At 36.5% G+C, this 25,623-nt stretch carries 24 protein-coding genes; 15 read left to right on the top strand and 9 right to left on the bottom strand.

Annotated elements, in window-relative coordinates; genetic code table 11:
* Positions 1-16: 16 nt before the first annotated feature.
* Positions 17-313 (bottom strand): putative quinol monooxygenase, encoded by a 297-nt coding sequence (locus tag MTX13_RS00975; RefSeq protein WP_250432505.1) that lies wholly within the window; start codon positions 311-313, stop codon positions 17-19.
* Between the two features lie 3 nt (positions 314-316).
* Complete coding sequence (locus MTX13_RS00970; protein WP_250432504.1) at positions 317-1,153, bottom strand: SAM hydrolase/SAM-dependent halogenase family protein; 837 nt, start codon at positions 1,151-1,153, stop codon at positions 317-319.
* 111 nt (positions 1,154-1,264) lie between these two features.
* Between MTX13_RS00970 and MTX13_RS00965 the strand changes: the two genes are divergently transcribed.
* Positions 1,265-2,218, top strand: a complete 954-nt coding sequence (locus MTX13_RS00965) for a PhoH family protein (protein WP_250432503.1) — start codon at positions 1,265-1,267, stop codon at positions 2,216-2,218.
* A complete protein-coding gene (locus MTX13_RS00960) occupies positions 2,218-3,168 on the top strand; it encodes a phosphoribosylaminoimidazolesuccinocarboxamide synthase (protein WP_250432502.1) in 951 nt (316 codons plus the stop codon). The genes MTX13_RS00965 and MTX13_RS00960 overlap by 1 nt, the downstream gene beginning before the upstream one ends.
* A 7-nt stretch (positions 3,169-3,175) precedes the next feature.
* Here the strand turns inward: MTX13_RS00960 and MTX13_RS00955 are convergent, their stop codons facing one another.
* Entirely contained in the window at positions 3,176-4,048 is an 873-nt protein-coding gene (locus MTX13_RS00955) for an NmrA family NAD(P)-binding protein (RefSeq protein WP_250432501.1), read from the bottom strand.
* Between the two features lie 42 nt (positions 4,049-4,090).
* The gene (locus MTX13_RS00950; protein WP_250432500.1) at positions 4,091-4,459 is read right to left on the bottom strand and encodes a DUF2200 domain-containing protein; all 369 of its coding nucleotides are present in this window, start codon (positions 4,457-4,459) and stop codon (positions 4,091-4,093) included.
* 139 nt (positions 4,460-4,598) lie between these two features.
* Between MTX13_RS00950 and MTX13_RS00945 the strand changes: the two genes are divergently transcribed.
* The 11 genes from MTX13_RS00945 (at position 4,599) to acs (ending at position 17,358) form a co-directional block, all read left to right on the top strand.
* A complete protein-coding gene (locus MTX13_RS00945) occupies positions 4,599-5,969 on the top strand; it encodes an alanine/glycine:cation symporter family protein (RefSeq protein WP_250432499.1) in 1,371 nt (456 codons plus the stop codon).
* 57 nt (positions 5,970-6,026) lie between these two features.
* On the top strand, positions 6,027-6,446 hold the full coding sequence (locus MTX13_RS00940) for a transposase-like zinc-binding domain-containing protein (protein ID WP_250432498.1): 420 nt from the start codon (positions 6,027-6,029) through the stop codon (positions 6,444-6,446).
* Between the two features lie 108 nt (positions 6,447-6,554).
* Positions 6,555-7,802 carry a hypothetical protein gene (locus MTX13_RS00935; RefSeq protein ID WP_250432497.1) on the top strand — a complete coding sequence of 416 codons (1,248 nt, stop codon included), beginning with the start codon at positions 6,555-6,557 and terminating at the stop codon, positions 7,800-7,802.
* Between the two features lie 13 nt (positions 7,803-7,815).
* Complete coding sequence (locus MTX13_RS00930) at positions 7,816-8,076, top strand: DUF4212 domain-containing protein (RefSeq protein WP_250432496.1); 261 nt, start codon at positions 7,816-7,818, stop codon at positions 8,074-8,076.
* A 25-nt stretch (positions 8,077-8,101) separates the two neighbouring features.
* A complete protein-coding gene (locus tag MTX13_RS00925; protein WP_250432495.1) occupies positions 8,102-9,877 on the top strand; it encodes a sodium:solute symporter family protein in 1,776 nt (591 codons plus the stop codon).
* A gap of 105 nt (positions 9,878-9,982) precedes the next feature.
* Positions 9,983-10,177: a hypothetical protein gene (locus tag MTX13_RS00920; RefSeq protein WP_250432494.1), complete on the top strand. Its 195-nt coding sequence runs from the start codon at positions 9,983-9,985 to the stop codon at positions 10,175-10,177.
* Positions 10,170-12,857 (top strand): sensor histidine kinase, encoded by a 2,688-nt coding sequence (locus tag MTX13_RS00915; RefSeq protein ID WP_250432493.1) that lies wholly within the window; start codon positions 10,170-10,172, stop codon positions 12,855-12,857. The genes MTX13_RS00920 and MTX13_RS00915 overlap by 8 nt, the downstream gene beginning before the upstream one ends.
* Positions 12,858-12,875: 18 nt before the next feature.
* Positions 12,876-13,238: a response regulator transcription factor gene (locus tag MTX13_RS00910; RefSeq protein ID WP_250432492.1), complete on the top strand. Its 363-nt coding sequence runs from the start codon at positions 12,876-12,878 to the stop codon at positions 13,236-13,238.
* 85 nt (positions 13,239-13,323) lie between these two features.
* Entirely contained in the window at positions 13,324-13,548 is a 225-nt protein-coding gene (locus MTX13_RS00905; RefSeq protein ID WP_250432491.1) for a hypothetical protein, read from the top strand.
* On the top strand, positions 13,545-15,458 hold the full coding sequence (locus MTX13_RS00900; protein WP_250432490.1) for an acetate--CoA ligase: 1,914 nt from the start codon (positions 13,545-13,547) through the stop codon (positions 15,456-15,458). The genes MTX13_RS00905 and MTX13_RS00900 overlap by 4 nt, the downstream gene beginning before the upstream one ends.
* A complete protein-coding gene (gene acs / locus MTX13_RS00895; protein WP_250432489.1) occupies positions 15,451-17,358 on the top strand; it encodes an acetate--CoA ligase in 1,908 nt (635 codons plus the stop codon). The genes MTX13_RS00900 and acs overlap by 8 nt, the downstream gene beginning before the upstream one ends.
* Positions 17,359-17,405: 47 nt before the next feature.
* On the opposite strand, the gene MTX13_RS00890 is transcribed toward acs, so the two are convergent.
* Positions 17,406-18,074, bottom strand: a complete 669-nt coding sequence (locus tag MTX13_RS00890; RefSeq protein WP_250432488.1) for a 3'-5' exonuclease — start codon at positions 18,072-18,074, stop codon at positions 17,406-17,408.
* A gap of 1 nt (position 18,075) precedes the next feature.
* Complete coding sequence (locus tag MTX13_RS00885) at positions 18,076-19,968, bottom strand: DUF294 nucleotidyltransferase-like domain-containing protein (RefSeq protein WP_250432487.1); 1,893 nt, start codon at positions 19,966-19,968, stop codon at positions 18,076-18,078.
* Between the two features lie 143 nt (positions 19,969-20,111).
* On the opposite strand from MTX13_RS00885, the gene MTX13_RS00880 reads away from it, so the two are divergent.
* On the top strand, positions 20,112-21,830 hold the full coding sequence (locus tag MTX13_RS00880; RefSeq protein ID WP_250432486.1) for a serine hydrolase: 1,719 nt from the start codon (positions 20,112-20,114) through the stop codon (positions 21,828-21,830).
* 42 nt (positions 21,831-21,872) lie between these two features.
* Here the strand turns inward: MTX13_RS00880 and MTX13_RS00875 are convergent, their stop codons facing one another.
* On the bottom strand, positions 21,873-22,520 hold the full coding sequence (locus tag MTX13_RS00875; RefSeq protein WP_250432485.1) for a DUF1801 domain-containing protein: 648 nt from the start codon (positions 22,518-22,520) through the stop codon (positions 21,873-21,875).
* 1 nt (position 22,521) lies between these two features.
* Entirely contained in the window at positions 22,522-23,034 is a 513-nt protein-coding gene (locus MTX13_RS00870; RefSeq protein WP_250432484.1) for a DUF3124 domain-containing protein, read from the bottom strand.
* A 209-nt stretch (positions 23,035-23,243) separates the two neighbouring features.
* Here MTX13_RS00870 and MTX13_RS00865 point away from each other — a divergent pair, with 209 nt between their 5' ends.
* Positions 23,244-23,627 (top strand): hypothetical protein, encoded by a 384-nt coding sequence (locus tag MTX13_RS00865; protein WP_250432483.1) that lies wholly within the window; start codon positions 23,244-23,246, stop codon positions 23,625-23,627.
* 4 nt (positions 23,628-23,631) lie between these two features.
* On the opposite strand, the gene MTX13_RS00860 is transcribed toward MTX13_RS00865, so the two are convergent.
* On the bottom strand, positions 23,632-25,578 hold the full coding sequence (locus tag MTX13_RS00860; protein ID WP_250432482.1) for a beta-N-acetylhexosaminidase: 1,947 nt from the start codon (positions 25,576-25,578) through the stop codon (positions 23,632-23,634).
* Between the last annotated feature and the right edge of the window lie 45 nt (positions 25,579-25,623).

Here is a 25,623-nt window from a genome sequence, read left to right as displayed (position 1 = left end):
AAAGCTATTCATTATTTTATTTGAGTGAAACTACTTTATCAACACTCCAGGCTTCAGGTTTAGCATTAAATAAAGGTTTGGTTTTGGACCAAACCGATTTAAATAATTCAGAATGCCTGTAACGTTCCAGATCAGCTTCAGAATTCCAATAACTATACGCAAAAAACACATTGGTATTGTGCTTGTCTCTGTAGAGTTCTAATAATTGGCAGCCTCTAAAACCGCGAATAGCTTCTTTGTTGGCATGAAAATTATTTAAAAAAACATCTATAAACTTATCATCAAAACTCATTTTTACTATGCGTACAAACATGCCTTATTTTTTTGTAAAGTTAACAGTTATAGTGTCCATTAATTTTAATCCCATAAGTGTGGATGCACTACCAACGGTTTGCGGGTTACTTTTATAAACGGCTATTTCAATATAATCGGCAGAATTATATACCACCAAACCACGACCTTCATCATGTCTTTTGTCCGCTGGAATCTTAAAGTCAACTATGTCGCTGTACTTGGTGTGAATGGTTTTAAATTTATTATTGCGTGCCGATATAACATAGTCGCGCCCTTTTTGGATGGTTTCAAAAAATGACCGCTTAATATTGGTTATTACATTACCATAATTATCAATGTAAATAATACTTCCAATGATTTGTGTTTGGTCTTCGTTTACAAACGGAATCAAGTTTTTAATCGGTTTGATTTTATCTATAATTTTACCAACTACCTCAAGGGTTCCTCCACGCGCAATATGGCAAGCTACTTTTACAAATACATCTAAAACGGGAAAACTGGTTTGAATTTTATCGTGAATATTAATTTCAACAATCTTTTCGGGAGCAATTTCGGAACATATCATACTCATAATACCATTGTTGGCACAAATAAAATAGTGGCCATCCAGCAATACGGCAATATGTTTATTTTCCTCATTTATTTCAGAATCAATACCAATTATATGAATGGTCCCTTTTGGGAAACTACTATAGGCATTTAAAATTATATAAGCCGCTTCTGGAATACTAAACGGTGAAACAGAATGCGAGATATCAACAATTCTAACATCGGGCAATTCATTGTAAATGGCTCCCTTTGTCGCACCAGCAAAGTAATCTTTCTCTCCAAAGTCGGTCGTCAAAGTTATTATCGCCATATAAGAATTGTTGATATTTTTTTAACCTAACACACCGTAAAAATGTGTAGTTTTGTTTAGACACAAATCTAATAAAAGTAAATAGATAATTTTAATTAAATCACCTAGCTTTTGAACGAAATCATTATCGAACTTGAAGAGGTATCTCCAAAGGATTTTTTTGGAGCTCAAAACGCAAACATTACGCTCCTAAAAAAATATTTTCCCAAACTTAAAATTGTAGCCCGTGGTACTAAAATAAAAGCCTATGGCGATGAGGATATGCTGGAGGAGTTTGACCGTAGGTTTAATATGCTTATGGAGCATTATATGAAGTATAACAAACTTGATGAGAATGTTATTGAGCGTGTTTTAACCAGTCAGAGTAAAGACGATTACACTACTAGTGAATCCAGTGGTGAAGTTATTGTTCATGGTGTTAGCGGAAGAATTATAAAAGCACAAACAGCCAATCAAAGAAAGTTGGTTGAAAGTATGCGAAAAAACGATATGGTTTTCGCTATTGGACCAGCGGGTACAGGTAAAACCTATACAGGTGTGGCTCTAGCTGTTCAGGCTTTAAAAAATAAAGAGGTTAAGCGTATTATCTTAACGCGTCCTGCGGTTGAAGCGGGTGAAAACCTTGGATTTCTTCCGGGTGATTTAAAAGAGAAGTTAGATCCTTACATGCAACCTTTGTATGATGCCCTACGTGATATGATTGCACCAGAAAAACTGGCACATTATATTGAGAATGGTACCATCCAAATTGCACCATTAGCTTTTATGCGTGGTCGTACTTTAGATAATGCGTTTGTCATTTTGGACGAAGGACAAAATACCACACATGCCCAAATGAAAATGTTTTTAACCCGAATGGGTAAGAATGCCAAGTTTTTACTAACAGGCGACCCTGGACAGATTGATTTACCAAGACGTACTATTTCTGGTTTAAAAGAAGCGTTGTTGATTTTAAAAAATGTTGAAGGTGTAGGTATTATATTTTTAGATGATAAAGATGTAATTCGCCATAAACTAGTTAAGAAGGTTATAGAGGCTTATAAAAGTATAGAGAATAGGGAGTAATGAGTAATACCATAATAGATACCAATTTTAATTTTCCGGGTCAAAAAAGTGTTTATAAAGGAAAGGTTAGGGAAGTTTATAATATTAACGATGAGCAATTAGTCATGATTGCTACCGACAGATTGAGTGCTTTTGATGTTGTTATGCCCAAGGGTATACCGTATAAAGGGCAGATATTGAATCAAATAGCAACTAAAATGATGGAAGCTACTGAAGATTTAGTGCCTAATTGGCTGACAGCTACTCCAGATCCCAACGTTGCCGTGGGCCATTTATGTGAACCATTTAAGGTGGAAATGGTAATTCGCGGTTATATGTCAGGGCATGCAGCACGCGAATATAAGGCAGGAAAACGTATGCTTTGTGGGGTTGCCATGCCAGAAGGCATGAAAGAGAATGATAAATTTCCGCAGCCTATTATTACTCCTGCTACAAAAGCAGAAATGGGTGATCATGATGAAGATATTTCACGTGAAGATATTTTAAAACGCGGCATTGTATCAGAGGAAGATTATGTGATTTTGGAAGATTACACCCGTAAGTTATTCCAACGTGGTACTGAAATTGCTGCCTCAAGAGGCCTGATTCTAGTGGACACCAAATATGAATTTGGTAAAACCAAGGACGGTAAAATTGTTTTGATTGATGAAATTCACACCCCAGACTCTTCTCGCTATTTTTATGCTGATGGTTATCAAGAGCGTCAAGATAGAGGAGAAGCTCAAAAACAATTATCCAAAGAATTTGTTAGACAATGGTTGATTTCAAATGGTTTTCAAGGATTGGAAGGTCAAAAAGTTCCTGAAATGACTGACGACTATATTACATCGGTGAGTGAACGATACATTGAACTATACGAAAATATAACGGGTGAAACCTTTGTGAAAGCTGATGTTAGTAATATTCAGGAACGAATTGATAAAAATGTAATTGCTTATTTAAAGTCATAATCAAATTTTAATCTTCAAATAGTTTCTTTTCACGTTCGATAAATGATTGAAGTGTTGTTGGCTCTTTTCCCATAAGGACTTCGTAGTTATTTGATATTTTAGGTTCTTTTTGAAAACGTGGTAAATAATGAAGTATTATTAAAACCATAGTTTTACCGAAAGACATACCTGCTTTCATTTTCAGAATTAAGAAATGAATAGGGTTTACACTTTTGTAGATAATGTTATTACTAATTTCAGAATTTATTAATTGGGTTACTTCGTAAAAACTTTTATTCTCTAATCCAGTTATGTCATAAACTCTGTTGCTATGAGCCTCAAAATTATTTAATACAAAGGCGGCCACTTCACCAATATTATTTATGTCAATCCAGTTGAATTTTGCTTTGCCTGCAGGTAAAATAATCTGCCGTTTTGTTTTAATGTCTTGATACAAAGTGGTTGTTAAGTTTTGCATGAAATAGCTTGGGCGTAAAAAAATATAATTAAGATTTTGGCTTTTAATCAGTTGTTCAATTTTATAATGAGGTATTATTTTGCTTCTATCAGCTCCTTGAACAGAAAGAAAAACTAGCTTTAAAATTTTACGGTTTCGTATCCTTAAAATAAATGGTCTGAAGTAGCGATTAATATCGGTAATTTGTGGTGGTCTTAGAAGAAAAATTTTATCAACGTCTTCTAATGCTTCGTCATACGTATTTGGGTCACCAAGATCAAAACGGACAAACTCTAAATTTTGATGATCTTGAAATATTAATTTTGCCTTGTCAATGTTTCTAACACCTGCAATAATTTGATTGGAAGTTTTTGTTTGTAATAAGAATCGAATAACTTGAAATCCAATATTCCCTGTTGCGCCTGTTATAAGTGTTTTAGCCATTTATAATTAGTTGGTACGAAGTCCGGATTAATTTATTACTAATTATGTTCTTAAAATTTTCTCTATTTTACGGCCTTTGGCCAATTCATCAATCAGTTTTTCCATTTGCCTACACTGTTTGTACAATGCAAATTCATCCTCTATTTCTTCAATTCTGTAACCGCAAACAACACCTTTAATCATATGGGCATTAGGATGCATGTTTGCTTTTTCAAAAAATGTTCTAAAAGTAGCTTTTTCGTCAATAAAGGCTTGTATTTTGGTTTCATCAAAACCAGTTAACCATTCAATAACCTTGTTGAGTTCATCTTTTGTCCTACCGTTTTTTTCCAATCTATTTAGGTAAAGAGGATAAATAGATCCAAAAATCATGTTTGCAACTTTTTCATTTTTTTCAGCCGTAACCTTCATTATAATAAGTATTGGATTAATATGTTTATGTGAATTTAATGAAAGAAAATTGAAAAGAAAAAATAGATTTGGTTTTTAATGGAATAAGAAATTGCTCTATTGTACTCAAAAGTGTTTGCACTTCACTATTTTTATAACCATGCAACAACTTGATCAATTACTATCAGATTTTTCATCTTTGGCTTGGGGCCTACCCTTACTCATCCTACTTATCGGTGGTGGACTCTACTTATTAATCCTGTCTCGCTTTTTGCCATTTCGTATGTTTGGGCACGCATTACAGGTGCTCCGTGGTAAATATGACAACCCCAACGACCCTGGTGAAATCAATCACTTTCAGGCCTTAACAACCGCTTTATCGTCAACCATTGGTATGGGTAATATTGCAGGTGTAGCAGTAGCTATTTCCATTGGTGGTCCTGGTGCTGTGTTTTGGATGTGGGTTAGTGCCATTATTGGGATGTCTACCAAGTTTTTTACGTCCTCTTTGGCTATCATGTATCGCGGTAAGGATAGTAATGGTGATATTCAAGGTGGTCCCATGTACTTTATTACGGAAGGTTTGGGAAAAAACTGGAAACCCTTGGCGGCCTTTTTTAGTGTCTGCGGTTTGGTTGGTGCCTTACCCGTATTTAACGTGAACCAATTGACGCAGGCCATCAACGATATTCTTTTGGCACCCAATGGTGTGGCTACCGGTTTTACCACCAATTTGATTATTGGTTTGGTATTAGTGGCCATTACTGCTGTGGTAATCTTGGGCGGACTCAACCGCATTAGTAAAACGGCAGCACGGTTGGTACCTAGTATGGTGTTGCTGTACTTTGTCCTTGTATTAATTATACTCATTGTCAACATTCACGAAGTACCACATTATTTGGCTCTGATTTTCACCGATGCCTTTGCAGCCGAAAATTATACAGGCGATGCCTTTTTGGGTGGTGTGGTTGGTGGTTTAATCCTATTGGGAATACGTCGTGGGGCTTTTTCCAATGAAGCAGGAATTGGTACAGCACCCATGGCACATGGTGCCGCCAAAACAACCGAACCGGTTCGCGAAGGTTTGGTTGCTATGTTAGGTCCTTTTATCGACACCATTGTCATCTGTACATTAACGGCATTGGCTATTTTAGTTACAGGCGTCTGGCAAACCACCGATGCCAATGGGGTGAGTTTAACGGCTTCGGCTTTTGGGCAAGTATTCTCTGGCGTGGGTAAATACTTGTTGTTGCTATGTATTGTGGTGTTTAGTGTATCCTCCTTGTTTTCCTATTCTTATTATGGTAGTAAGTGTCTGTCTTTTTTAATGGGCTCCCAGAACAAGCATTACTACAACTATATCTACATAGCAAGCATTATTTTGGGAGCTACCACCTCGTTAAGTATGATGATTAATCTTATAGATGGTGTGTTTGCTTTAATGGCAATACCCACTATGACAGCTACGCTAATAATGGCGCCAAGGGTGGTGAAGGAGATTAAAGTTTATAAACAACGGAGTAAACTTTAATGAAATCATTGTGATTAATTATTGCTAAATTACTATATTTATGCTAAATTAGTATATATGAAAATTAATCTCTGCCCAAATTGTAATTCAGACCGATATATTAAAAGTGGTATTGTCAACAATCGGCAACGTTATAAGTGTAAATCTTGCGGATATTTCTTTACCGTAAATAAGCTAGGCAAACGGATTGATGATTACTACGTTAATAAAGCATTACAGTTGTATTTAGAGGGGCTGACTTATAGAGAGATTGAACGCATTTTGGGAATTTCCCATGTGAGTATTATGAATTGGGTAAAGAAATACAACATTAAACGACCTTATAAAACCGATTACCATCCTACCTATAAAATTTTGAACGCAAACGAGTTGTCCAAATACTTTCAAAACACCGAAAATTTATCGGGTGCTGGTGTGTTGGTTACCGAATTGGGTGATAAATTTATGCTTATAAAATGGGAACGTTTCCGCGATTAAATATTTTAAATTAGCAATTACCTATAACAACTTTTATTTAACTCATACATTTTAAGAGATTAGTGGTGCACACAAAACCAATTAATTAACTAATTAACTCTTAAAATTATGAAGAAAAAACTATGGTTATTTACCATTTTGACTTTCACCTTTTTGGGAATGGTTTATTCTCAAGGAGCACCAGATTATACTGGAGGGATGAAAGTAAAACTCAATGAGGATGGTACCAAGTATTTTAGGATTATCTCTTGGGCGCAATTTTGGGCTCAGCATAATGCTGATAGACCGCTTGATGCCAATGGAAATGAGCAAAGCGATTTAAATTTTAGCATACGTCGTGCACGTGTGCTTATGTATGCTCAATTAAATAAAAAGTTTTTAATCCTTACCCATTTTGGACTTAACAATTTAAATGGAAATAATTTATCACCAACAGGAAAAGGGGATAGCTCACAGCTGTTTTTCCATGATGTTTGGGGTGAATATACCGTTTTTAAAGATTACATTTCCATAGGTGGTGGTTTGCATTATTGGAATGGAATTTCCAGGGCAAACAACCAAAGTACCTTAAACATGTTGACTTTAGATAACACACGCCAAGCATGGGCGACCATAGGCTTGTCTGATCAATTTGCAAGACATATGGGTATTTACCTTAAAGGAAAGTTCGGAAAGCTTCAATATAGATTAGCTATAAATGACGCCGTAACCAATAACCTGCAAGCATCTGCAACACCAGTTAACGGTGGAGATGCCATTTATTCAGGAAGACGCCTTTTAGGTTCTAAAGAAGCTGGAAGAACATATGCAGGTTATTTTGATTTCAACTTTTTTGATCAGGAATCTAATTTTTTACCCTATAAAGTGGGAACCTACTTGGGTGGTAAACGGGTATTCAACGTTGGAGCTGGTTTCTTTTTACATCCAAAAGGCGCGGTTACTGCAGATAATTTAGGTGTCCTAGAAGGGCAAGATGTCGCCATTTTTGCTGTTGATGCTTTTTATGATGCACCAATAGGAGATAACGGTTCGGCTATTACAGCTTATGGTTTATTTCAAACCAATGACTATGGAGACAATTACACGTTAGGTCAAACCTATGAAACTGGTAATATGTTTCATGCGCATGTAGGATATGTTATTCCAACTCAAAAAAGCACCAAGTTCCAACCGTATTTACATTATACCAACAGGTCTATAGATGCGATTAACGATGATGCAAATCAATTTGGTATTGGCGCAAACGCATATTTCAGTGGGCATCATTCCAAATTAACATTAGAGTACCAAAACACAAAATATGGTGACAACGATAGTGTTGGTACGATAACACTTCAAGCAATGATTTACCTATAAAAAACAGAAAATTATGTCAGATAAACAAAAACACGCATCGGCCTATTGGAAAGAGAACCTGAAGTATTTAGTAATACTTCTGTCTATTTGGTTTATCGTTTCCTATGGTTGTGGAATTTTATTTAAAGATGCTTTAAATGAAATTCGTCTTGGCGGATTCAAATTAGGATTTTGGTTCGCCCAACAGGGCTCTATATACGTATTCGTAATCCTCATTTTCGTGTACGTAAGAATTATGAACAAATTAGATAAAAAATACGGTTTCGACGAGTAAGCCTTAACTATTAAAACAAATTATTATGAGTGTACAAACATGGACATGGATTTTAGTAGGGCTTACATTCGCTCTATATTTTGGAATCGCTATTTGGGCCAGAGCAGGCTCAACGAAAGATTTTTATGTTGCTGGTGGTGGTGTATCGCCATTGGCAAATGGTATGGCAACTGCAGCCGATTGGATGAGTGCCGCTTCCTTTATTTCCATGGCAGGATTGATTTCCTTCATGGGTTATGATGGCTCGGTTTTTCTAATGGGATGGACCGGTGGCTATGTATTACTGGCTTTACTATTAGCGCCTTATTTACGAAAGTTTGGAAAGTTTACAGTACCCGACTTTATAGGTGATCGTTACTATTCCAATACCGCTAGAACAGTAGCTGTTATTTGTGCGTTAATTGTTTCATTTACCTATGTAGCTGGGCAAATGAGAGGTGTTGGTATTGTATTTTCACAATTTCTTCAAGTGGACATCAATCTAGGCGTTATCATTGGTATGTCAGTTGTATTGGTATTTGCCTTTTTGGGAGGTATGAAAGGTATTACCTATACGCAAGTAGCACAATATTGTGTCTTGATTTTTGCCTTTATGGTACCTGCATTCTTTATCTCTATGCAAATGACCGGAAACCCAATTCCTCAAATTGGTATGGGAGGCAAGTTGGAAGGTGGAGCATACCTTTTAGATAAACTAGATACGTTGCACACACAATTAGGATTTAATGAATATACTGATGGTACCAAATCTACGTGGGATGTATTTGCCATCACTTTGGCATTGATGGTTGGAACAGCAGGTTTACCTCACGTAATTGTACGTTTCTTTACGGTGCCCAAAGTAAAAGATGCGCGTAAATCAGCTGGTTTAGCCTTGTTGTTTATTGCTATTCTATATACAACAGCTCCAGCAATTGCCGTTTTCGCCAGAACCAACTTAATTGAAACCGTTAGCGAGCAACAATATAGTGAGATTCCAGAGTGGTTTAAGAATTGGGAAGACACTGGGTTGATTGCTTGGTCAGACAAGAATAATGATGGTAAAATTCAATATGTAGCTGGAAGCGCTATTGATGGCAAGAAACCAGTTTACACGAGTGAACGCGGTGCTCATGGTGAACGTATGATCTCCAATGCCAATGCAGAGGTAAACGAATTATATGTTGATAGAGATATTATGGTACTGGCAAATCCAGAAATAGCCAAATTACCTAATTGGGTTATTGCATTAGTGGCAGCTGGTGGATTGGCAGCAGCATTATCAACAGCAGCTGGTTTATTGTTAGTGATTTCAACATCAATTTCTCACGATTTGATTAAAAAGCAATTAAAGCCCAATATTTCTGAAAAAGGCGAATTAATGGCAGCACGTATTGCTATTTTAGTAGCTATTATCATTGCGGGACTATTTGGTATTTATCCGCCTGGTTTCGTGGCAGCCGTTGTTGCTCTGGCTTTTGGTTTGGCAGCAGCATCCTTTTTTCCGGCCATTATTTTAGGAATTTTTGATAAACGTATGAACAAACAGGGTGCCATAGCTGGTATGATTGTGGGTATTACCTTAATGTTGTTCTACATGATACGCTATAAAACCGGATTGATTGGTGTGATGGATCCAAGACCTGCCAGTGAATGGTGGTTTGGAACTTCGCCAGAAGGTTTTGGTACGGTAGCTATGATTGTAAATGTTGTTGTTTCTGTAGTAGTTTCTAGAATGACAGCAGCACCACCTGCTGATGTTCAAGAAATCGTTGAGAATATTAGAATACCTTCGGGAGCAGGTGAAGCTTCCAGTCATTAATCGTTTCAGATTTATAAAAAATTTGAAAGTTTGTTTAGTTAGTTAAAACAGTATGGTTCTTTCGACCATACTGTTTTTTTCTTACATTTAACTGCATTTGTAATTATGAAAAAAAGACACGAGCAGAAATTGGTGGTTTTGGCATTGGCACTGTTGCTATTGTTCAACGTTCCCTTTTTATTGATCTTTAATGTGGAAGGTCAGGTTTTGGGAATTCCAATTATCTATTTTTCCATATTTACCATTTGGTTTGCGGCTATTATTATATCATACATGATTCTAAAACGACATTATGAGTAATTATAGTTTGTTCATAATTATTATCATCTATCTGGCAATACTATTCTACATCGCTTTTATTGCTGAAAAAAATGCCAAAAGTAAATGGGTAAACAATCCTTACATCTATACTTTATCATTGGCGGTTTATTGTTCTGCTTGGACCTATTATGGCAGTATTGGTATCGCGGCTAACTCGGGAATGCAGTTTCTGCCTATTTATTTAGGGCCTGTAATTGCGGCACCTTTATGGATTATCGTTTTGCGAAAGATTATTCGAATTTCCAAACAGCATAAAATTTCGTCTATTGCCGATTTTATTTCTTTACGTTATGGAAACAATCGGTTTATTGGTGCCTTGGTAACTGTAGTTTGTTTGGTGGGTATTGTACCCTATATATCCCTTCAATTAAAGGCCGTTTCAGAAACCTTTGAAATTATGGTCGATGAAACCAGTTATATTTCAAAGAGTATTTGGGACGATTCCACATTTTACATTGCGGTTCTCTTGGCTGTTTTTGCTACTTTCTTCGGAACGCAGGCCACAGATGCCTCTGAAAAACATCGTGGTATCGTGGCGTCTGTTGCTTTTGAGTCGGTTTTAAAATTAATATTCTTTTTGGTTATTGGGTTATATGTCACTTTTTACCTCTTTGATGGTACGACAGATATTTATGATAGGATCTCAACTATGGAGTCATTTAAGAGCTTGTCCACATTTGGAGATATTGGAAACGGATTCAATTGGTTCTTTATGATAATGTTGTCCTTTTTAGCCATATTCTTATTGCCTAGACAATTTCAAGTATCGGTTTTGGAAAACAATCGAGAAAAATATTTAAAACAAGCTATTTGGTTATTTCCGCTATACCTATTGCTGTTTAATGTGTTCGTGATATTTATTGCATGGGCTGGGAAGTTATCATTCAGTGATAATGTTAATGCCGAGTATTATACCTTGCTGTTGCCATTGCAACAAAGCAATACAATATTAGCCTTATTGGTTTTTTTGGGAGGCTTTTCAGCAGTTATTTCTATGGTCGTTGTGTCAACTTTGGCGCTGTCAACTATGGTTAGCAATAACCTCATTATACCTTATGGGTTTTTAGACAAGTTCAGTAAAAGTCAGCCAGAAAAGAATGCCAAATACATCAAGATCATCAGACGGGTTTCTATTTTTAGTATTATCATTTTAGCCTATTTCTTCTACGTGTCATTTTCAAAAGCCTTATCCTTATATTCTATAGGCTTGATTTCATTTGTGATTATTGCCCAGTTGGCACCATCGTTTTTTATAGGAATATTTTGGAATAGAGGATCCTCTCGAGCAACTAAAGTCGGTATTATTGCCGGTTTTTTAACAACCCTCTATACCTTGGTTTTACCATTTGTCATGCAGGTGCTCACCGGAACTTCTGAATTTTCTGATTATGGTTTGTTTCATATTAAGGCATTGCGGCCAAGCGCCTTATTTGGTATTGACTTTTTAAGTCCACCAGCACATGCTTTTTTCTGGAGTTTGAGTATCAATACGTTATTATATCTCACTGTTTCTCTCATGTTTAAAGGAAATTATAGGGAGCGGAATTATGCCGAAATGTTTGTGGATAGCAAAAACTATGCATCGCTTCAGGATAATGCCTTGGTTTGGAAAGGGGAAGCTTATGTGTCTGATATCAAAAATGTTCTCAACCGATTTTTAGGCGAACAACGTGCGCAGCGCGCCTTGAGTATCTTTTTTACTAAATATAAATTACCACAAGACACGCAATTGGCAGATGCTCGACTCATTAATTTTTCAGAAAAACTCTTGACAGGAAGTATTGGAAGTTCTTCAGCCAAAATTCTGATATCGAGTGTGGTGAAGGAAGAACAGATTAGTTTGGTTGAAGTGTTGAAAATTTTAGAGGAATCTAAAGAAGCTATTGCCAGTAATAAGCTGTTAAAGGAGAAGTCTGATGAACTTCAGCATTTAACCAACAGACTTAAAAACGCCAACGATGAGCTAATTCTGAAGGACCAACAAAAGGATGAGTTTTTGGATACGGTAGCCCATGAGTTAAAAACACCAATAACAGGTATACGTGCGGCAACCGAATTGATTATGGAAGATACCGATATGCCAGCTGAAGTAAAGGCTCAATTTTTAAGCAATATTCTTCAGGATTCAGATCGATTATCGCGATTGATTCATAATATCTTGGATTTTGAAAAATTAGAAACAGGAAGGCAGGAATTAGACATCAAGCAGCATGATATTAAGTTAACCATAGAAAAAGCAATTAATAGTGTGAGTCAGATTGCCGCTAAAAAGCATATTGAAATAGTAGTTAAAAATCCACATAAGTGTAAGCTGAATTACGATGAAGATCGAATCATTCAGGTGTTAACCAATTTACTTTCCAATGCCATTAAGTTTTGCGAACCAAATACTGGCAAGATAGTGGTTGACTATAAGCTTGGAAATGCTTCTGTTGAGGTGTTGGTTAGCGATAACGGTAGAGGTATTTCGGATAAAGATTTGGAATTTATTTTTGATAAGTTTTATCAAACCAGTGACCAGAACACCATTAAACCTCAAGGTAGTGGTTTAGGGCTAGCTATTAGTAGGCAAATCGTTAAAAAACATCATGGAAAAATATGGGTTAAAAACAATCAAAAAAGTGGCGTAACCTTTGGTTTTAAGCTACCTTTTGACTAAATTGTACTGCTGTAAAATATGAAGAAGATTTTAATTGTAGATGATGAGCCCAACATAGTTATGACGTTGGAATACGCTTTTAAAAAACAAGACTTTGAAGTGTATATTGCGAGAGATGGGAGTGAGGCTCTTCAAATATTAGAAAGGAATGTGCCAGATGTTGTTTTGCTGGACATTATGATGCCGAATGTAGATGGCTATCAAACCTTGAAATTTATAAAAGAACAAGCCAGTTTAAAAAATACCAAAGTAGTATTTTTAACGGCTAAAAATAAAGCTTCAGATATTGAAAAAGGCTTAAAACTCGGAGCAGATAAATATTTACTCAAGCCGTTTTCAGTAAAAAAAATAGTTTCAGAAATTCTTGAACTACTCAATTAACCATTGGTTTTGTGTGCAAACAAACAATGTTTAATAGAATAAGTCACAGATTTGTAGTGTGCTTATTTGAAAAGTAGTATTGATTATGAAATTTCGTATCAACCCATTAGCGTCAGATATTATTATTAGTATCTACGTGCTTATTACCCTATATCTTCGTTTTAAATTTGAAAATGACACACCCATAAGTACCGTTAACTCTATGGTTATTGGTGTTTGTTTTATTGTGATTATTTGGGTTTTAATTAAGCTGAAGGTATTAAATCCCAATTGGTTTGGTTTGTTTAATTCAAAAAAAACAAAGTCATGACCTATCAACAATTTTACAATAGCAGTATTCAAGATCCTGAAGGATTTTGGAAAACCCAAAGCGAAGCACTGGAGTGGTTTAAAAAACCAGAAACTATTGTGTCTAAAGATCAGCATGATTATTATCAATGGTTTCAGGATGGTGAATTAAATTTAAGCTATCTCTGTATCGACAAACACATTAAAGATGGTTTTGGAAGTCAGACAGCTGTTATTTATGATTCACCTGTTACTCAAACCAAACAACATATAACCTTTAACGAATTACATGATGAAGTCGCCAAATTAGCTGGAGGACTCCAATCATTAGGTTTACAAAAAGGTGACACAGCCATCATTTATATGCCCATGATTCCACAGGCTATTTACGCCATGTTGGCTTGCGTTCGAATTGGTGTGATTCATTCTGTAGTATTTGGGGGATTTGCCCCCAATGAATTAGCCATTCGCATTGATGACTGTCAACCAAAAGCGGTTATTACCGCATCTAGTGGCATTGAAATTCAGCGCATAATACCTTACAAACCATATGTGGATGAGGCCATAAAATTGGCTAAACACAAGCCCCAAAAGGTCATAGTTTTTAATAGAAATCTGAATGCCGAAATCCCTAAAAAGGATTATGATGTGGATTATCAAACGCTGGTTGAAAGTTCTATTCCAGCGGATGCTATTTCTGTTCCTTCAACGCATCCATCATACATTTTATATACATCTGGTACAACAGGAAAACCCAAGGGGATTATTCGTGATACTGGAGGTTATGCCACAGCTTTAAAATTTTCTATGAAATATATCTATGGGGTAGAACCTGGAGATGTGTACTGGGCTGCCAGCGATGTTGGTTGGGTAGTTGGTCATAGCTACATTGTTTATGCACCATTAATCAACCGTAATACAACCGTTATTTTTGAGGGAAAACCTATTAAAACACCTGATGCATCAACCTTTTGGCGGGTCATTAGTGAGCATCGAGTTAAGGTTATGTTTACTGCACCAACAGCAATTCGTGCCATTAAAAAAGAAGACCCAAACGGCAAGTTTTTAAAACAGTTTGATATGTCTTGCTTGAAATATCAGTTTTTGGCAGGTGAGCGCTGCGATGTGGCTACTTTAAAATGGACAGAAGAAAAACTTCAAGTTCCTGTCATTGACCATTGGTGGCAAACCGAAAGTGGCTGGCCCATGTTGGCCAATATGGCTGGTTTGGAATTACAGGATGTACAACCAGGATCAGCAGGATTTCCGGTGTGTGGTTATGATATTCAAATATTAAATGAAGAAGGCCAAGAAGTCCCATCCAGTAGTGAGGGCTATGTGGCAGTTAAACTACCACTGCCACCTGGAACTCTAATGAATCTCTGGGGAAATCCGGAACGATTTAAATCAGGTTATTTGGAAAAATTCCCGGGCTATTATTTTTCGGGAGATGGAGGCTATAAGGATGAAGATGGTTATGTGTTTATTACTGGTCGTGTAGATGATATTATCAATGTTGCCGGACATCGTTTGTCAACGGCTGAAATGGAGGAAATTGTCGCGTCGCATAAAGCTGTTGCAGAGTGTGCCGTTTTTGGTGTTCATTGTGATTTAAAAGGCCAAAAGCCAATGGGATTAGTGGTGTTAAAAGCAGAAAGTAATGATAGTGTGGAGGATATCCAAAAGCAGATTATTCAAGATGTACGTCATGAAATTGGAGCTGTTGCTTCATTTCGGGATGTTCTCGTAGTAGATAGGTTGCCAAAGACACGATCCGGGAAAATTCTTCGTAAATTGTTACGCAATATAGCCGATGAGATGAGTTATAATATTCCATCGACAATCGATGATCCTGAAATCATAAATGAAATAACTACAGTTTATAAAATCAATCAAATAGGAATTCATAAAAATTTAACGAGTCATGAGTAATTATCATATCAAACATTTAGAAGAATATTATCAAGTCTATAGGAAATCGGTTCGGGATCCTGAAAATTTTTGGGAAGAAGTAGCCGAAGAACATTTCCTTTGGCGTAAAAAATGGAATAATGTTTTAAGTTGGGATTTTTCAAAACCAGAAATCAAGTGGTTCGAAGGAGCCGAACTAAATATCACCGAAAATTGTATTGATAGACATTTGGCAACTAGAGGTGATAAAACAGCTATTCTGTTTGAGGCAAATGATCCTAACGAAAAAGCCGAACATATCACCTATAGACAACTATACCATCGGGTAAATAAAATGGCCAATGTGTTAAAATCCAAAGGTGTTCAAAAAGGCGATAGGGTTTGTATCTATGTGCCTATGATTCCGGAATTGGCTATTGCTGTATTGGCTTGTGCTAGAATTGGCGCAGTACATTCTGTAGTATTTGCCGGATTTTCATCTACAGCTTTAGCAACGCGAATCAATGACTGCGATTGTAAAATGGTTATTACTAGCGATGGTTCTTATCGTGGCGCCAAAACGATTGATTTAAAAGGTATCGTAGATGATGCTTTAGAATCGTGTCCTGGTGTGGAAACCGTTTTGGTAGCCAAACGCATCCATAGTGATATCACAATGAAGGATGGTCGCGATGAATGGTTGCAACCTTTATTGGATAAAGCATCAGATCAATGCAAGGCTGAATTGATGAAGGCTGAAGATCCTTTGTTCATTTTATACACATCGGGTTCAACAGGACAGCCAAAAGGTATGGTACATTCTACGGCAGGCTATATGGTGTATACGGCTTATACGTTTAAAAATGTATTTCAGTACCGTGAACATGATGTGTATTGGTGTACAGCAGATATTGGTTGGATTACTGGGCATAGTTATATAGTCTATGGACCATTATGTAATGGTGCAACCACCGTGATGTTTGAAGGTGTGCCGAGTTATCCAGATTTTGGGCGTTTTTGGGAGATTGTTGAAAAGCATAGGATCAATCAGTTTTATACAGCACCTACAGCTATCAGGGCTTTGGCGAAGCAAGGTTCAGAACTAGTTGAAAAATATGATTTATCCTCATTAAAAGTATTGGGTTCCGTGGGAGAACCTATCAATGAAGAGGCATGGCACTGGTATAACGATAATGTCGGTAAGAAAAATAGTCCGATTGTGGATACCTGGTGGCAAACGGAAACAGGCGGTATTATGATTACGCCAATCCCTTATGTCACACCAACAAAACCTACCTATGCTACCTTACCATTTATTGGTATCCAACCTGCATTGATGGATGAAAATGGTGAAGAATTAAAAGGCAATCAAGTAGAGGGACGTCTATGTATCAAATTCCCATGGCCTAGTATGGCACGAACCATTTGGGGTAATCATCAACGCTATAAGGACACTTATTTTTCAGCGTTTGAAAACAAGTACTTTACAGGTGATGGCGCTTTAAGGGATGAGGTTGGTTATTACCGTATAACCGGTCGTGTGGATGATGTCATTATTGTTTCTGGTCATAATTTAGGAACGGCACCAATAGAGGATGCCATTAATGAGCATCCAGCGGTATCTGAATCGGCTATTGTTGGATTCCCTCATGATGTAAAAGGTAATGCCCTTTACGGTTATGTAATCTTAAAAGATACTGGTGAAACCCGGAATCATGATAATTTGCGTAAAGAAATCAACCAGATAATCACCGAACATATTGGACCTATTGCCAAATTAGATAAAATTCAATTTACCCAAGGCTTACCAAAGACGCGATCGGGTAAGATTATGAGACGCATCTTACGAAAGATAGCCCATAAGGACACGAGTAACCTAGGAGATATTAGCACATTGCTCAATCCAGAAGTGGTTCAAGATATTATGGATAATGCCCTATAAGAGCAGAAATTAATAGCAATGAAGGCGCTTCGGTTGAAGCGCTTTTTTTATAATAAACCGATGCGCTTTTTAGGTATGATGAGGTCATCAAGTTTTAAGTTAGCTTTTTGATGTCTTAAAAGGGCTATCAATTTCAAAAACAGAACGGCTGTAATATAGGCATCACCAGAAGCTGTGTGCCTATCATGTTGTGGAATATTAAATTGTTTGGATAGGTCATCTAAACTGAAATGCAGGTTTGGGTTTGCTGAATTCAAGGTGTTTTGATAAACAAATCCTGAATCAACAACCTTGTTTTTGAGATTGGGTAAGCCCATTCGTTTCAAGCAGGCATTTACCATCGCAATATCAAAGGCCGCATGATGTGCCACTAGTACCGCATTTTTAATATGCTTTAAAAATTCCATGATAGCAGCTTCTTCGGTGACTTTCTCTAGCTTACCTGCTTTTAGAAGTCCATGAATTTTAACGGTTTCCGCATTAAACGTGTCTTGCTTTAAATAGACTTCCAATTGATCAGAAATAATAATGGTATTGTTTATAATAGCAATGGTTCCAATGGATAGTATCCGATCACTTTTAGGGTTTAATCCCGTGGTTTCGGTATCAAAAACAACGAACCTGATATGATGAAGCTCTTTTTCAGAATGGTTGTCAAACGACGATATATACTCATTCCAGAAAGGTGGATAGCTATGTTTTTTAAACCATCCCATATTACATAAGTTGTGATAATTTAAATCGGGTTTGAATAAGTTCTTGAACCGATTTTATGGCTTTGAAACTACTTTTAAGCTCCAATCTATCTGCCTTACTTAACTGTTGTAAATCTATGAAACGTCCAGAATCCTTATGTTTGAGACCTTGCCTGGTTCTAAAGCGCAACAAATCTTCATAACTCAATAAGCAGGCTTCGTAAATATCCTTGTTTTGAGGTTCTAATGCCATTAATTTTTGATAGCGCGCTGTAGTATTATTGATAGACGCTATGTGTTTGGAGAGAATCAGCAAACGTGCAGCATCAACCAAAGGCACCATAGCACGTGCCTTAATATCAAATTGATCTTTGTGCTCGCCAGAAGATTCAACCAAAAAGTTCCTAAAGAAACTTAAAGGTGGCGGATTGTTAAGGGCATTTAAACCTAAATAATTTAAAAAAATATCATGGGAATCAATAGCATCAAATATGTTTTCAGTTAGTTTGTCAGCCAGAGTTTGGTCACCATAAACAAATGCAAAATCAAAAAATATGGTGCACAGCATCAAATGGTCTTGATCAGGATGGGTAATCCAACGTTTAAATTGGGATTGCCATTCCGATAGTGATAGGCACCATTTGGGATTACTGCCCATCATATTGGCAGGACAATACTCAAAACCTACGGTATTGAGATTCTCGGTGATTTTTTTAGCAAATTCTAAAAAGTAGTTTTGTGTTGTTTCATAGTCTGCTTCCTGAACATTGTCGAAAACCAAAAAATTATCTTGATCAGTTAATAGTAATTGCTCATGTCTACCCTGACTACCCATAGACATCCAAGCATAGGCAGTTGGAGGTTTCGTTGGCATGTCTTTTTGTACCAAACTGATAACTTGCTTGGTGATATTATCGTTAATGGCCGAAATAATTTTAGAAATATGGTTGATAGGTAAATTTTGTTCCAAATAGCGTTTTAATAAAGCTTCACTACGTATTCGAATTTGTTGTAGCTCAAGGCTGGTTTGACAACGTTTAATTTCTTTAACCAATACCGAGGCATTGTTCTCTCGAATGACCAAAATATCGTGTTCAGACAGAATACCTGTTAATATGGAATTCGGTGTACCATCTTTGGTGATGCATAAGTGGGTGATTTTGTGCTCCAACATGGCAATTTGGGCTTCAGCCACAGAAATAGTTTCAAGATAGGTAATAACGGGTGAGGACATAATTTCAGTAACTGAAGCCTTAATACTAACTTGCCCTGTAGCAATCTTAACCCGTAAATCTTTGTCCGTTATAATGCCAATGGGTTTTTGATTATCGGTGATAATGATACTTCCCACACGATTGTCAGTCATGGTTTTAGCAGCATGTTGTATTAGGGTATTCGGATTACAGGTTATGGGGTTTTTACTGTAGGTTATACTTTCAGCTTCATTGAAGTCACCAATAGACATTGTTGAAGGTGGGCTTTGCCACGTACTATCTGGCCTTAATGAGATATTGGAGGCAAAGGATTTCATTAAAAACTTATTAGCTTCCATGTTTGAGGTAATATATTCTTCTAGTAGGTCGGATGATATACTATAAACAATGCTTTCCTCCAATGCTTTGGCCGTGAGTTTATAGTTGCCTTGTCTTATTAGTGCACGTAATCCAAAGATATCACCTTCATCGCACTCATCAACCAAGTTTTGGGTGTCTTCTCGATATAAACCAATGGCTCCCTCACGAACAACATAAAATACACTTTTAACGTCTTCGGTAGTTTTAAAAACAAAGTTTTCAGGTTCCACATAAATCACTTCAACAGCTCCAGATATAGCAAGTAATTGGTCTTGCTGGAGCATGTTGAATGGTGGATATTGTTTTAAGAAATCCGATATACGCAGTGCAATGGTATTCATGACAGAAAGTTAGTCATAATTGTTAGGTATAACTATGAGAAATATCATAAAATTGGTAAAATGATATACATTATAAATCAGAATGTTAAATAGATGATTTTGCGCCTTTTTTGGTATCTTGCTATTAATAAAAATCAATAAAGATGAAATATATAGTTAGCTGTCTATTACTTTTATTAAGTGTTCATGCAATTTCTCAAGTTCAAATACCAGATGCCATAAAAGAAAATATTCAAGCCAGAGTTGAGGCTGGTGAGAATGTTGGAATTTCCATAGCTTATGTGGAAGGCGATAAAGTTGATTTTTTTAGTTATGGCACAACCGATTTAAAACATAACATTCCAGTAAATGAGCATACTGTTTATGAAATAGGTTCTATCTCTAAAGTTTTTACCTGTATCATGTTGGCGGATGAAGTTTTGAAAGGCAGTATGAAACTATCGGATCCCATTGTAAACTATCTGCCAAATACTGTTAAGGTCCCGACGCGTAATGGAAGAGAAATCACCTTGTTGGATTTAGCTACACATACATCGGCATTGCCCAGAATGCCTGATAATTTTAATCCTAGAGACCCAAGAAATCCTTATGTGGATTACACACCAGAACACATTTATGAATTTATGTCTTCCTATGAATTAACTCGGGATATTGGTTCGGATTATGAGTATTCTAATTACGCCATGGGCTTATTGGGGCATATTTTGGAATTACATACGGGTAAAAGCTATGAAACCCTATTAATTGAAAAAATAGCGCATCCTTGCAACATGATTAGTACCAGGTTGGCATTAACCGATAGTATGAAAAACCATTTAGCAAAGCCCCATGCACAAGGTGTTGAAGTGTCTAATTGGGATATAACAGGCTTGGCTGGAGCAGGAGGTATTCGTTCGACAACTGAAGATATGGTGAAGTTTTTAATGGCCAATATGGGTGTGTTAAAACCGAATATATATGAAGCCATGACATTGAGTCAACAGGTAGCTTATGAAAAGCAAACTGATCAATTTAAAATTGGTTTAGGTTGGCATTATGCCCAAAACGGTGATGATACCATAATCTGGCATAATGGTGCAACAGGTGGTTATAAATCATTCACTGGTTTTATAGAAGGAACACAAAAAGGTGTTGTGGTTTTAGGTAATGCCGATACTGATATAGGTCGTTTAGGTATGAAATTATTGGGCGACCCAAGACCATTGGAAGTACCAAAACCTTCTATTGCAACCGTAATTAATAAAGAAATTGAGGCTAATAGTATTAAATCAGCTATAAAACTGTATCAGCAATTAAAGACGGAACAATCGGATGCCTATAAATTTGATGAAAGTCAATTAAACACTTTGGGTTATAAGTATCTATCAGAAGGGCATAATACGATTGCTTTAGAGCTATTTAAATTGAATGTAACTTCATTCCCAAAAGCTTCCAATCCTTATGATTCATTGGGTGAAGGCTATTTAAAAGTGGGTGATACCACACAGGCTATTACCAATTACAAGAAATCCTTGGAATTAAATCCTGCAAATGATAATGCCAAAACCGTTCTTTTAAATTTAGGCGTTGCTAAATCAGAACTAGTTACTGATGTTGAGGTGCCCGAAAATGTGTTGGACACTTACTGTGGCCAGTATGAATTACAACCTGGATTTATTATTACAGTTACTCGCCAAGAAAAACAATTATTTGCTCAAGCTACTGGTCAGCCACAATTTGAGTTGTTTGCATCGGCATATAATAAGTTTTATTTAAAGGTGGTTGAGGCACAAGTAACCTTTAAAGCTAATGACAAGGGCAAAATAGATAGTTTAACCTTGCATCAAAATGGCCAAAATATGCCAGCAAAGCGTATAGAATAGGCGTGAAACACATTCCCATTGTATAATTTAAATTATAGGGTTCTATAAAACTTTGTCTAATTGTTTATGCGAGCCATCGCAATTAGGTTTTCGCTTTGAAAGCCCGCAAACGCAATCGTTAAGGCCATAGCCATTCATAATACGATTAATGTTTTTCTCTATTCGGGATGTTTTGGTTTTAGATTGTTTAGGTTTGTTAAAATACAATAGATAACCACGTTGACGTCCTGGAGTCAAATTTTCGAATGCTTTTTTAAAGTTGAGATCTTCAGAAAATTTCTGTTTCAATTCTTTAGGTGTTTTATATTCTGAAGTGCTTTTTTTCTCAACCTGTTTGCCTGATTTTTCGATTTGTATGGCTTCATTAATATACGACTTTATGGTTGGTTCTAGCTCTTCAATTTCTGGTAAGTCCGTAAACCGTATCTGTCTTGCAGATTGTACGTTTTTAGTTTGCTGTACCAATAGTTTAGCAGGGTCGTTAAGCAAGACACCTTTATGAAATAAAATGGCACAGTAATTTTTAAATTCGTGAATCAATACAATGTTTTTTCCATTATAGGTATAGCAAGGATGCATCCATTTAAACTCTTCATTTAAACCAGAATCACTTATAATATCCCGAAGCTTGGACAATTCAGGCTTCCATTTTTTAAGTGTGTTTAGGTATCTATTAACGTCTTTGTTCATATTATTTAACCCTTTTGCCCTGGGTGGTAAAAGACAGCCCCTGTTGCCCCATAGTGGACGACATAATGCCTTCAAACAAAGGTTCAGGACAGGTTTTAGGTGTTTTCCATTCAAAAATAAAGTTTGAGCCTGTTCCTCCAGAAACATCAATTTCGTCAATTATTATTTCTGAAGTTTCCATAGGAGCTAAATATATGGGCGAATTGAAATATGTTCTTACCGATGTTCCGTGTGTGTCATAATATTCTGCTCTCAACAAGTAAATGGTGTCTGTTTCACTGGTATTTCTCATGCTTATCATAGAGGTTAAACTATGGGTTCTATGCTCGTTTATACTGTAAATTTGTGAGTATACAGATAAATAGGTTTTTCCATATTCTAAAGAATCTTTTTGGGTAATATCAATAGCCCGTTTAGACCAATTTTCAGGGTTAATAGAACTCTTTTCATTCGGTTTTTCTTTACAATTAAAAAGAAGAATTGCTACGAGTATACTTAAATATTTTAATGTCATTGCAGAATATGGTTTTCTAATATTTAAAACAATTTTGGCAGTGGGTTTCACTGTAGCCGAAAGATAGCAATTTTGTGCTGACTTTCCACAAGTATAACAAGCAGCATAGTTTATACAGGCTGAATACCATGTAACATTGTTATTTACTTGTTTTTTGATTAATTTTATTATAATAAAGTGTTTTCTTAATCAACCAAAAAAAACAAAATATGTGGAAGTATGTTTTAGCATGGTTTCCCATGGTTATTGTGGCTATAGCAAATGGTCTCTTTCGGGAAAAGATACTAACCAATTATTTTAAGGAGCTCCAAGCCCATCAGGTTTCTACCTTAAGTTTTATATTGCTTATGGGTGTATACGTTTGGGGTTTGTTTAAACTATTGCAACCAATCTCTTTAACGCAAACAATTTATATAGGCGTACTATGGTTGATTCTTACCATAGTCTTTGAATTTCTATTTGGACATTTTGTAGCAGGTCATTCTTGGGACAGATTACTACAGGACTATAACATTTTTAAGGGAAGATTGTGGCTACTGGCACTTATTTGGGTTACCATTTGCCCTTATATAATTTATAAAATTCAAAACTAGTTTTTTATTTGGTTTTTAAATAAGCTACCAAATCTTCAAGTTTTTCAGTAGAATCCTGTAATCCACCAGGTCGATTTCGTAAAACCCAGATAGTTTTGTGCGATTCTATTAGGTTAGATAGTTCCTGTGCAAGTTCTTTGCGTTTACGCATAGGTATGTTTTTGGTAGCCATATCTTTGGCTTCCAAACGCGCCAATCCTAATTGAATACCAAAAAGTGCCAATTTGGAAGCCTGTTTCATTTCTTTTAAAATGGTTTTGCCATCTTCAGAGGTGGGTTTGGCTTTTTGAAGTTGTTCCAATCCTTTCACTATTTCTTTTTGGGCAGCCATTAAGCCATTTTTATTTAAATGCGTGGTTTGGTAGTGCCCTTGCATCGTCCACTTAAACCGTCGAATCATTAAGTGGTAAGCATTGGCATTACCTTCAGGGATATCAGCTTTTAAATAGGCATCACCCAATGTGAGTAGGGCTTTGGCGGTATAACCAGAAGAATCTTTAAATACATAACGATTGAGTAGATTTTCTAAATGGTTCACCGTATTTTCTGAATAGTTCCAAGCATAGTTGGCACCCAATACCAAAGTGGCATAGCTTACCGACTTAGGCTGAAAATGCCCATAGTCGCCCCAATCGGTTATCAAATAGCCTTTGGCTTCATATTTCTTTCCAGCAATAGCGGCCTTTTTGAGGTTTATAAACCCATTGTGGTTTCGTCCAATTTCAGAACGCCAACTTGAGGTACCTGGACAAACATAAAAATCTAAATCAGCTTCATGGAATTTAGCCAGATTTTTATCAAAAGGGTAGGTGGCATCATAGCCCCAAACCAAAGCAATCATATCCTTGGGTATATCTTTAATAAGTTCCGGATGGTTTAAAACAATATCACCCCAAAATTGGGTTTGTTTGCCGTTTTTAATCACTTCAGCGTTTAGTTTTTTAAGGAAGTCCAAATATACTTGGCCCTTGCCTATGGAATCGCAAAGGGCTTTTGATTTCCCCAAGCCTAGTTCCAAAGTTTCATCACCACCAATATTGGCATAGCGACTTGAAAAATTTGGTAACAATTCGGCATAAAGCTCCTGCATTAATTCAAACGATTCGGGTTTTACAGGCGATAAAGCCGTTCTACTTTTATTGCCCCATTTGGTTTTACAATCAGTTTCACATTCACTCAAATCTAAATAGTCATCATGTTTAAGCCAATTTTCCATATGGCCAAAGGAGTTTTGATTGGGCACCAAATCAATGCCTTTTTTTAAACAGTAATAGTCTAGTTCCTTTATTTCTAAAGCAGTAAGTGGGCTGGCATGTTCCCAAACTACAGGATGATTACGATATGCAAAGGTGTGTTCGGTGTAAAGTTGTAACTCATTAATGCGCCATTCCGCAAGTTGGTCTATAAGTTGATAGAGGCTTTTCATGGTTGGTACCTTATTACGGCTGATATCCAGCATATAACCACGCTTTTCAAAATTAGCCCAATCGGTTATAGTTGTCGTCTTTACGGGTTTGTTTTCTACTTTGGCAAATTCAAGCAGTTGCCATAAGCTTTGCTTTCCGTAGCGTAAGGCATTTTGGTTTTTGGCAAAAAGATGAATTCTAGATTTTTCAATTTCTAATCGGTAAGTATCAAAGTGCGGCAAGGTGGCATCCATTTGAAAACAGATACTTATATCAGAATCACCAGTGTTCAAAATCCAAATTCCTGTAGAAGTCTCTTGTATGCTCACTTTCAAAAATTTTTGTAAGTCTATCAGTTGCGAATTTGAGAACGCTACAGTATCGCCATGGGTAATCTCCTGCGGTTGAAATAGTAAATAGCTTGATGGGGTATTTTGGGCAATAAATAGGTTGCAACAAAGCAGAGCGAAAACAATAGCAAGGAAATTAGACTTCATAGGTTTGGGTGCTTTTAAACGTATGCCAACAATTTTTAGCAAATTCATTACGGAAAAATTCTAAAATTTACCAGCGAAGTAAAGATAGCAAAT

This window comes from Hanstruepera flava, from assembly GCF_023634025.1.
GTDB classification, from domain to species: domain Bacteria; phylum Bacteroidota; class Bacteroidia; order Flavobacteriales; family Flavobacteriaceae; genus Hanstruepera; species Hanstruepera flava.
Note: the sequence above shows the minus strand (reverse complement) of the source record. Positions and strands in the feature narration are given on the sequence as shown.

Excerpts from the sequence above, each read along its gene's own strand:
- MTX13_RS00945 (WP_250432499.1), top strand. The coding sequence starts at position 4,599 with ATGCAACAACTTGATCAATTACTATCAGATTTTTCATCTTTGGCTTGG.
- MTX13_RS00885 (WP_250432487.1), bottom strand. The coding sequence starts at position 19,968 with ATGAATACCATTGCACTGCGTATATCGGATTTCTTAAAACAATATCCA.
- MTX13_RS00865 (WP_250432483.1), top strand. The coding sequence starts at position 23,244 with ATGTGGAAGTATGTTTTAGCATGGTTTCCCATGGTTATTGTGGCTATA.
- MTX13_RS00960 (WP_250432502.1), top strand. The coding sequence starts at position 2,218 with ATGAGTAATACCATAATAGATACCAATTTTAATTTTCCGGGTCAAAAA.
- MTX13_RS00905 (WP_250432491.1), top strand. The coding sequence starts at position 13,324 with ATGAAATTTCGTATCAACCCATTAGCGTCAGATATTATTATTAGTATC.
- MTX13_RS00920 (WP_250432494.1), top strand. The coding sequence starts at position 9,983 with ATGAAAAAAAGACACGAGCAGAAATTGGTGGTTTTGGCATTGGCACTG.
- MTX13_RS00890 (WP_250432488.1), bottom strand. The coding sequence starts at position 18,074 with ATGGGATGGTTTAAAAAACATAGCTATCCACCTTTCTGGAATGAGTAT.
- MTX13_RS00955 (WP_250432501.1), bottom strand. The coding sequence starts at position 4,048 with ATGGCTAAAACACTTATAACAGGCGCAACAGGGAATATTGGATTTCAA.
- MTX13_RS00925 (WP_250432495.1), top strand. The coding sequence starts at position 8,102 with ATGAGTGTACAAACATGGACATGGATTTTAGTAGGGCTTACATTCGCT.
- MTX13_RS00910 (WP_250432492.1), top strand. The coding sequence starts at position 12,876 with ATGAAGAAGATTTTAATTGTAGATGATGAGCCCAACATAGTTATGACG.
- MTX13_RS00915 (WP_250432493.1), top strand. The coding sequence starts at position 10,170 with ATGAGTAATTATAGTTTGTTCATAATTATTATCATCTATCTGGCAATA.
- MTX13_RS00940 (WP_250432498.1), top strand. The coding sequence starts at position 6,027 with ATGAAAATTAATCTCTGCCCAAATTGTAATTCAGACCGATATATTAAA.
- MTX13_RS00930 (WP_250432496.1), top strand. The coding sequence starts at position 7,816 with ATGTCAGATAAACAAAAACACGCATCGGCCTATTGGAAAGAGAACCTG.
- MTX13_RS00860 (WP_250432482.1), bottom strand. The coding sequence starts at position 25,578 with ATGAATTTGCTAAAAATTGTTGGCATACGTTTAAAAGCACCCAAACCT.
- MTX13_RS00935 (WP_250432497.1), top strand. The coding sequence starts at position 6,555 with ATGAAGAAAAAACTATGGTTATTTACCATTTTGACTTTCACCTTTTTG.
- MTX13_RS00950 (WP_250432500.1), bottom strand. The coding sequence starts at position 4,459 with ATGAAGGTTACGGCTGAAAAAAATGAAAAAGTTGCAAACATGATTTTT.
- MTX13_RS00880 (WP_250432486.1), top strand. The coding sequence starts at position 20,112 with ATGAAATATATAGTTAGCTGTCTATTACTTTTATTAAGTGTTCATGCA.
- acs (WP_250432489.1), top strand. The coding sequence starts at position 15,451 with ATGAGTAATTATCATATCAAACATTTAGAAGAATATTATCAAGTCTAT.
- MTX13_RS00875 (WP_250432485.1), bottom strand. The coding sequence starts at position 22,520 with ATGAACAAAGACGTTAATAGATACCTAAACACACTTAAAAAATGGAAG.
- MTX13_RS00870 (WP_250432484.1), bottom strand. The coding sequence starts at position 23,034 with ATGACATTAAAATATTTAAGTATACTCGTAGCAATTCTTCTTTTTAAT.
- MTX13_RS00975 (WP_250432505.1), bottom strand. The coding sequence starts at position 313 with ATGTTTGTACGCATAGTAAAAATGAGTTTTGATGATAAGTTTATAGAT.
- MTX13_RS00970 (WP_250432504.1), bottom strand. The coding sequence starts at position 1,153 with ATGGCGATAATAACTTTGACGACCGACTTTGGAGAGAAAGATTACTTT.
- MTX13_RS00900 (WP_250432490.1), top strand. The coding sequence starts at position 13,545 with ATGACCTATCAACAATTTTACAATAGCAGTATTCAAGATCCTGAAGGA.